General features: G+C 40.2%; 9 protein-coding genes. 4 read left to right on the top strand and 5 right to left on the bottom strand.

Annotated elements, in window-relative coordinates:
* Window positions 1–197 precede the first annotated feature (197 nt).
* The 4 genes from IM450_RS04095 to dps all read left to right on the top strand — a co-directional run bounded on the left by IM450_RS04095 (window position 198) and on the right by dps (window position 1,870).
* Entirely contained in the window at window positions 198–548 is a 351-nt protein-coding gene (locus IM450_RS04095) for a hypothetical protein (protein WP_016514355.1), read from the top strand.
* A gap of 93 nt (window positions 549–641) precedes the next feature.
* Window positions 642–848 carry a type II toxin-antitoxin system HicB family antitoxin gene (locus IM450_RS04090; RefSeq protein WP_002739432.1) on the top strand — a complete coding sequence of 69 codons (207 nt, stop codon included), beginning with the start codon at window positions 642–644 and terminating at the stop codon, window positions 846–848.
* A gap of 2 nt (window positions 849–850) precedes the next feature.
* Window positions 851–1,078, top strand: a complete 228-nt coding sequence (locus IM450_RS04085; protein ID WP_002739431.1) for a type II toxin-antitoxin system HicA family toxin — start codon at window positions 851–853, stop codon at window positions 1,076–1,078.
* Between the two features lie 258 nt (window positions 1,079–1,336).
* Window positions 1,337–1,870, top strand: a complete 534-nt coding sequence (gene dps / locus IM450_RS04080; protein ID WP_002802486.1) for a DNA starvation/stationary phase protection protein Dps — start codon at window positions 1,337–1,339, stop codon at window positions 1,868–1,870.
* A 42-nt stretch (window positions 1,871–1,912) separates the two neighbouring features.
* On the opposite strand, the gene IM450_RS04075 is transcribed toward dps, so the two are convergent.
* The 5 genes from IM450_RS04075 to IM450_RS04055 all read right to left on the bottom strand — a co-directional run bounded on the left by IM450_RS04075 (window position 1,913) and on the right by IM450_RS04055 (window position 5,371).
* Window positions 1,913–3,196, bottom strand: a complete 1,284-nt coding sequence (locus IM450_RS04075) for a protein kinase domain-containing protein (protein WP_287668817.1) — start codon at window positions 3,194–3,196, stop codon at window positions 1,913–1,915.
* A gap of 845 nt (window positions 3,197–4,041) precedes the next feature.
* A complete protein-coding gene (locus IM450_RS04070; RefSeq protein WP_287668814.1) occupies window positions 4,042–4,179 on the bottom strand; it encodes a hypothetical protein in 138 nt (45 codons plus the stop codon).
* Between the two features lie 421 nt (window positions 4,180–4,600).
* On the bottom strand, window positions 4,601–4,882 hold the full coding sequence (locus IM450_RS04065; RefSeq protein ID WP_002802492.1) for a hypothetical protein: 282 nt from the start codon (window positions 4,880–4,882) through the stop codon (window positions 4,601–4,603).
* 34 nt (window positions 4,883–4,916) lie between these two features.
* On the bottom strand, window positions 4,917–5,126 hold the full coding sequence (locus IM450_RS04060; protein ID WP_002802494.1) for a DUF2283 domain-containing protein: 210 nt from the start codon (window positions 5,124–5,126) through the stop codon (window positions 4,917–4,919).
* Window positions 5,123–5,371: a DUF4258 domain-containing protein gene (locus IM450_RS04055; RefSeq protein ID WP_287668809.1), complete on the bottom strand. Its 249-nt coding sequence runs from the start codon at window positions 5,369–5,371 to the stop codon at window positions 5,123–5,125. The genes IM450_RS04060 and IM450_RS04055 overlap by 4 nt, the downstream gene beginning before the upstream one ends.
* Window positions 5,372–5,518: the final 147 nt, after the last annotated feature.

Below are 5,518 nucleotides of genomic sequence, written 5' to 3'. Positions count from 1 at the left end.
TAGACTTTTTTGACCTCAAAAAGTGCCGACCATTGGAGGGATCGGGGGTAAAATTCAGGTACTTTTTCCCTGAAAATTAGGTAACTGACTACCTCAAAATCGGTAAAACCCTACACCCCACACCCCACACCCTGCCCCCACCAACAAACTTTTTCAGCAGACCCTAACTAAAACCAGAAACTTTGTGCCTCCCAAGTATGAGAATTGCTTATTTTGTGAAAGCCCGTGACTTCATAAAGCCAAATGAAAAGGTAGTCGTTATCTTTACAGAGGGAAAACACTTTGTTCTCCACGATGACAACACTGGTTCAACGGGTCAGTGGAAGATCGATCCCAATCGTGAAGTTGACCGTATTATTCTTTATCATCGTGATGATGAGAATAATGCGAATAATTTGTACATAGCGAACCATGCTGGTGCAGAGCCAGCAGACAGGGAAGGTCGATACGACATTCGATTAACTCATGTTCAGTACATAGGGGCAACATCCGTAAATTGGGTTGAGTTTGCTGAAGGTGGGCAAAACCCAATTCGGTATCTTCCTTGATGTAGCTTTGATTCCTGAAGGTTCTTGTCATCCACTAATAGGTAGGTGAGAACACGAGGTAAACTATAAGCTGGGAGATTGTGGCGAAAACTTATGAAGTTGACTGTAACACTTGACCGTGACGAAGATGGAGTTTGGGTTGTAGAATGCCCCAGCATTCCGGGTTGTGTCAGCCAAGGTAAAACGAGAGCAGAAGCTCTTGAAAATATCAGAGATGCAATTATCGCCTGCCTTCAAGTTCGTGCAGAACGTGGGCTACCGCTAACGATTGAAACTCACCAAGTAGAGGTAATGGCATAATCATGTCCTCTGCTCTTCCTGTTCTCAGCGGACGTGAGGTAGTCCGAGTATTTGAAACCTTCGGCTGGCAAGTTGCGCGTCAAAGTGCAAGCCATATTATCATGGTTAAGGAGGGCGAACAGGTAACACTCTCTGTTCCTGATCATCGTGAAGTGGCAAAGGGTACGCTTCGTAGTCTTATTCGTACTGCTGGAATTACGGTACAAGAATTTGTTTCTGGCATGAGATGAGCGATAAGAGAGGTCTGACAATTCGAGTGCAGCGGACGGACGAAGGCTGCTGATGCTCAGTTCAAGGTTGTCTGATGCCGCTGATTCGAGCCGTTACTTGTACTGAGCGCATTGGAAGTATCAGTTATCAGCTACTTGTTTTCCGAATTAATTGGCCGTTTTTCAGTTTATTATCAACGTCCAATAGGATCAAAATCAGTCCCTTATGCACCCACAAAAATTATCGAGTATTCTGTTAACTGATCAAGGAGAAAGATTATGGTAGCCACTCCAGTCAAAACCAAAACCACGGGACAATACTACGCCACCCGCATCGATTTAGCATTAGATATCCGCAAAGCTATTGTTGAAATCTTAAGCCAAACCCTTGCCGCTAGTTTAGACCTAAAAACTCAGGTTAAACAGGCCCACTGGAATGTAAAAGGTTTAAATTTCTACCAATTGCACAGCCTCTTTGACGAAATGGCCACGGAATTAGAAGGCTATGGGGACATGGTAGCAGAACGGATTACCGCTTTAGGTGGAACCGCTTTGGGAACAGCACGCATCGCCGCCGCTAACTCGATTCTGCCAGAATATCCGGCTGATATCGTCGATGGTAGTGAACATATCGTTGCTTTAGCCGAACGTTATGCCTTATACGCTTCCCATCTTCGTTCTGCTATTGATAGCACTGGCAATCAAGGGGATGCCGACACAGCAGATCTCTATACGGAAATCTCCCGGGACATCGATAAACGTCTCTGGTTCCTAGAAGCGCATCTGATTAAATCGGAAGATGTTATCGGTTAATTATAGATAAATTTGGGGTGTGTTAACGTAGCTTAATACACCTTAAATTCTCGTAATCGGTAAACGTAGCCAATCACTTAACTGCTGTGCCAACCAATCTAATTCGGCTTCGCTAACATCTTCACTGGCAGTGATAATATATTCTCGATGGTTGGCAACGAGAACCAGAGAAGGAGGAATAATATTAACATTTTCTCCCTGCATAGTGACGGTGACATTGCGACGGAGGAGACTATAAATTTCCCAATTAGCGGCATCGGCAGTTGGTTTAAATTTCAGCCCCCAGAGTTTTTGGTAAAGAGAAACTTTTTTGGGGGTAATTTTTAACTCTAGTTCCCCCTGCCAAAAAGATTTCCATAACTGCCAAGATAAACTAGAGGAAATTAAATTGAGCAGAAAAATTAGGATAATCGGGATTAAAAAAGCGACCAGTTTGAGATCGTAAATAGCGACTATAGTTAAGAGAATGATCGTAAAGAATAGGGATGGTAAAAACTGTCTTAACTGGGTTTTGAGATTGTTGAAAAACTTTTGTTTGGTTTTACTAGCGATTTTTATTTGCAGGAGATTATCTGTTTTATAAACAGTAACTTCGCTGCCGTAGGGTTTGGTCAGATTGCCAATAGATACTAAGATCAATTGACAACTATATAAGCTGGCTAAAGCTTCTGTCACCGAACGAAAATGAGAGTCTGGAGGGGAGTTTGATAATCTTTTTAACCAATAGATGAAAAAAGCACTTAGATTAGTTTTTTGCTCAAAGTTTTCGGGTATGTAACGATGCTTAATCCCCGTGGCTAAACTGATTAAAGTTTTACCTAGATCCTGTAAGTCGGTGGTGGGAGAATCGGAATCAAAGGCAAAATCAACTAGATAAAAACGATGAGACTGGGTATCAAAGAGGATATTACTAAGTTTAATATTGCCGTGGTTAATGGGGAGATCCTGCTGATGGATATAGGAGAGAATCTCCAAAAGATATTTGGCAATTTGTTTGAGGTCTTGTTCTGCTAACAAATAACCGGAGTTAAGATAGTTTTCTAAAGGCTGCGCTGATAAATAAGGCCGGACAATAGCGATGATTTGTTCTTGGGATGAATCTATCTCAAAAATATCGAGGTATTTGGGGAGAGATGGGTGGGAGAGTTGTCGCAATAGGGCAATTTTACCGGTTATTTCTCCGATAAACTGACTCCCTTGCCCCCTAGGAACAGGAATAAGTTTAATGATAACTAACTGGGTGGTGTGTCTGTCCCTAGCTAAGATAGTTTTTTTCCCCAGCACCTGTTGGACTTGATAACGACTATGGAGAACTCGATCGAGCATGGGCGAGGATGGAGTAAGTAGTATCTCTAGGATAGCTCACTCTGGAAACTCTAGCCGCTATCTTTAGCATCCTTTTAATATTTTAACCCATATTCCCCACTTCAGTTTGAAGCATAAAAAACTACAGGTATTTTCAAAGAAAAAAAATCAGAATAAGCAAAAAAAATACTCAACCAATCAGATATTGAGAAGAAATCATCAAATACCAAATATTTTTGGCTCTTCGGGAATTGTTATGCAAATAATTAACTTAAAATAAAATTCGATGAGAGCGCCTACGCTCAAAAGTCAGTCCAGTAGGGTGCGTTAGACGGCGACAATCTTGGCTTTTACTTAGGAATAACAATCCGTCGTAACGCACCACCCACGAGAGCTATTAAAAATAGAATAATACCTAATTATAGATAAAAATCGGGCTAAAGCCTCGACAACGAACCTGATTTTATGACAAGGTTTGTAGTTGCGCTTCAGCACTAAACTCTGGATGTTTGAATAAGAAATTAAGGTTATGAATTACCTCCTAACGAGTCTAAATATCGCTGATAGGCTTGTTGTTGTTCTTCCTCTGAGAAAAACTGTAAAGCCGGATTTTCGGTTAACCACTCGTCAAAAGAGAGGATATTAACGCCTTTAGATTTTAGGTATCTTTGATAAGCTTCTCGTTGATCTTGCTCTGAAAAATGCTGTAAGGCAGGATTTTGATTAACCCACTCATTAAAGCTTAATACTTGTGATGGGTTATAAGTAGGATTTGGTTTAGGGGTTGGAGTTTGAGGAGTTGGATCGGAAAATAATAGGTTATTGCGATGATCTTCCTCTGTGTAAGAAAACCAATAAGCGACTTTTTACCCTTCAGTTAAGGGGATTTTATGCCAATCAAGCCACATATCTTCTTCTTGAATCCTAGCTCTGATTCTTCCCATTGCGTCACTTTTTTCGGTATAGTTTAAACCGCTCCATTCTTGACTCAAATCCTGTGCCATATAAATCGCTTCTTTTAAATTAGTTTGATTCGGAAAACCTCTAACGTCATCATCTGTTTGATTAATATCTATAATATCCCTATCAGCAGGTTTTAAGGGACTACGCTGATTACCCTATTTTCTCGACGGTGGAAAATCTAAGTCGAATCTATCTAATTCCTCAAGAACATTTTGCAAAATATAAACCATACCTTCAGGATATTCGGTTGTTAGTGCTTCTTTTATGCTTCTAGGATATCCGTAGGCTATCTTTTTTTTCGCGTCTGGTTTAGAATCCCCCTTATCAGAATCTTCAATTTTAGAACCTGGCGATGGTGAAAAATCTCCTGGTAAACCACCTCTATCAGTACCTCCTTTTTTAGTGCTTTTATCTTTATCTCCTTTTTCCTTTCCTTTATCTTTGTCTCCGTCTTCCTTCTCCTCATCGTTCTGATTCCCATTGTGCTAAAGCCTCCTCATCTGTTGCTTGATTTTCAGAAGTCTCAGATTGTTCTGATTCTAATTGTGCCAAAGCTTCCTCATCAGTTTGCTCTGTTTCTGCTGAATTTTTTAGGTTTTCTGAAGACTCTTGACCATCACTTTGAGATTCTTTTTGTTCCAATTGCGCCAAAGCTTCCTCATCAGTTTGCTCTGTTTCTGCTGAATTTTCTAAACTTTCAGAAGACTCTTGACTTTCTGTTGTCGAGCTGCTTTCGATATTCATAGGATTTTTAAATTTTGGTTAATAAATTAATAATTTAGGAAGGTTTAGATAATTGGATAACGTAACTGATAGCTTGAGGATTATCAACTCGTTGAGAGGCATCAAGAATTTCAATACCCACTATTTTACCCTCATCATTATAGTCAAAAATCATGCCGTTTTCGTCTTCATTACTTTCTGCGATTGTAGTTTCACAAAAGATAATGTTCATGATATCTACTTCTGGATCATAAATAATTTTCATGGCTTTCCCCAATACTTATCAATTTTACTGGTTCGGTAGGCTGTAATCACTTCTATTGGTTCTCGATTGCTCTCAACAATAAGTCGTAAGAGGTATTCTTTACCATCTCCAAAGTCTAGGCGAGATTGATAAACCTTTCGATTATTATAACCCGATACTATCTGTTCTGGATTGTTGAGTACCGATTTTACTAATTCTGGGGGAATATCCCGTTTTTCCATTTCTTGTAAAACATGGTCTTTCAATATATATCTGGACTTCCCCGTTGACAAAAGGCCATAACCTGTGCTGTAGAAGGGATTAAGAGAATTTACAGCACCCCGTTACTGGGTACAAATCAGGGAAACTCCCAATAAATCTAACGCTTTTTGTTGCAGTTGGGTCGGTCGAGT

Source organism: Microcystis sp. M083S1 (assembly GCF_020246405.1).
GTDB lineage: Bacteria > Cyanobacteriota > Cyanobacteriia > Cyanobacteriales > Microcystaceae > Microcystis > Microcystis aeruginosa_C.
The sequence above is the reverse complement of the archived record's forward strand: the minus strand, read 5'-3'. Positions and strand labels throughout refer to the sequence as shown.

Bases quoted from the DNA above. Each gene is read 5' to 3' on its own strand.
- IM450_RS04095 (WP_016514355.1), top strand. From the start codon at position 198: ATGAGAATTGCTTATTTTGTGAAAGCCCGTGACTTCATAAAGCCAAAT.
- IM450_RS04090 (WP_002739432.1), top strand. From the start codon at position 642: ATGAAGTTGACTGTAACACTTGACCGTGACGAAGATGGAGTTTGGGTT.
- IM450_RS04085 (WP_002739431.1), top strand. From the start codon at position 851: ATGTCCTCTGCTCTTCCTGTTCTCAGCGGACGTGAGGTAGTCCGAGTA.
- dps (WP_002802486.1), top strand. From the start codon at position 1,337: ATGGTAGCCACTCCAGTCAAAACCAAAACCACGGGACAATACTACGCC.
- IM450_RS04075 (WP_287668817.1), bottom strand. From the start codon at position 3,196: ATGCTCGATCGAGTTCTCCATAGTCGTTATCAAGTCCAACAGGTGCTG.
- IM450_RS04070 (WP_287668814.1), bottom strand. From the start codon at position 4,179: ATGGCACAGGATTTGAGTCAAGAATGGAGCGGTTTAAACTATACCGAA.
- IM450_RS04065 (WP_002802492.1), bottom strand. From the start codon at position 4,882: ATGAATATCGAAAGCAGCTCGACAACAGAAAGTCAAGAGTCTTCTGAA.
- IM450_RS04060 (WP_002802494.1), bottom strand. From the start codon at position 5,126: ATGAAAATTATTTATGATCCAGAAGTAGATATCATGAACATTATCTTT.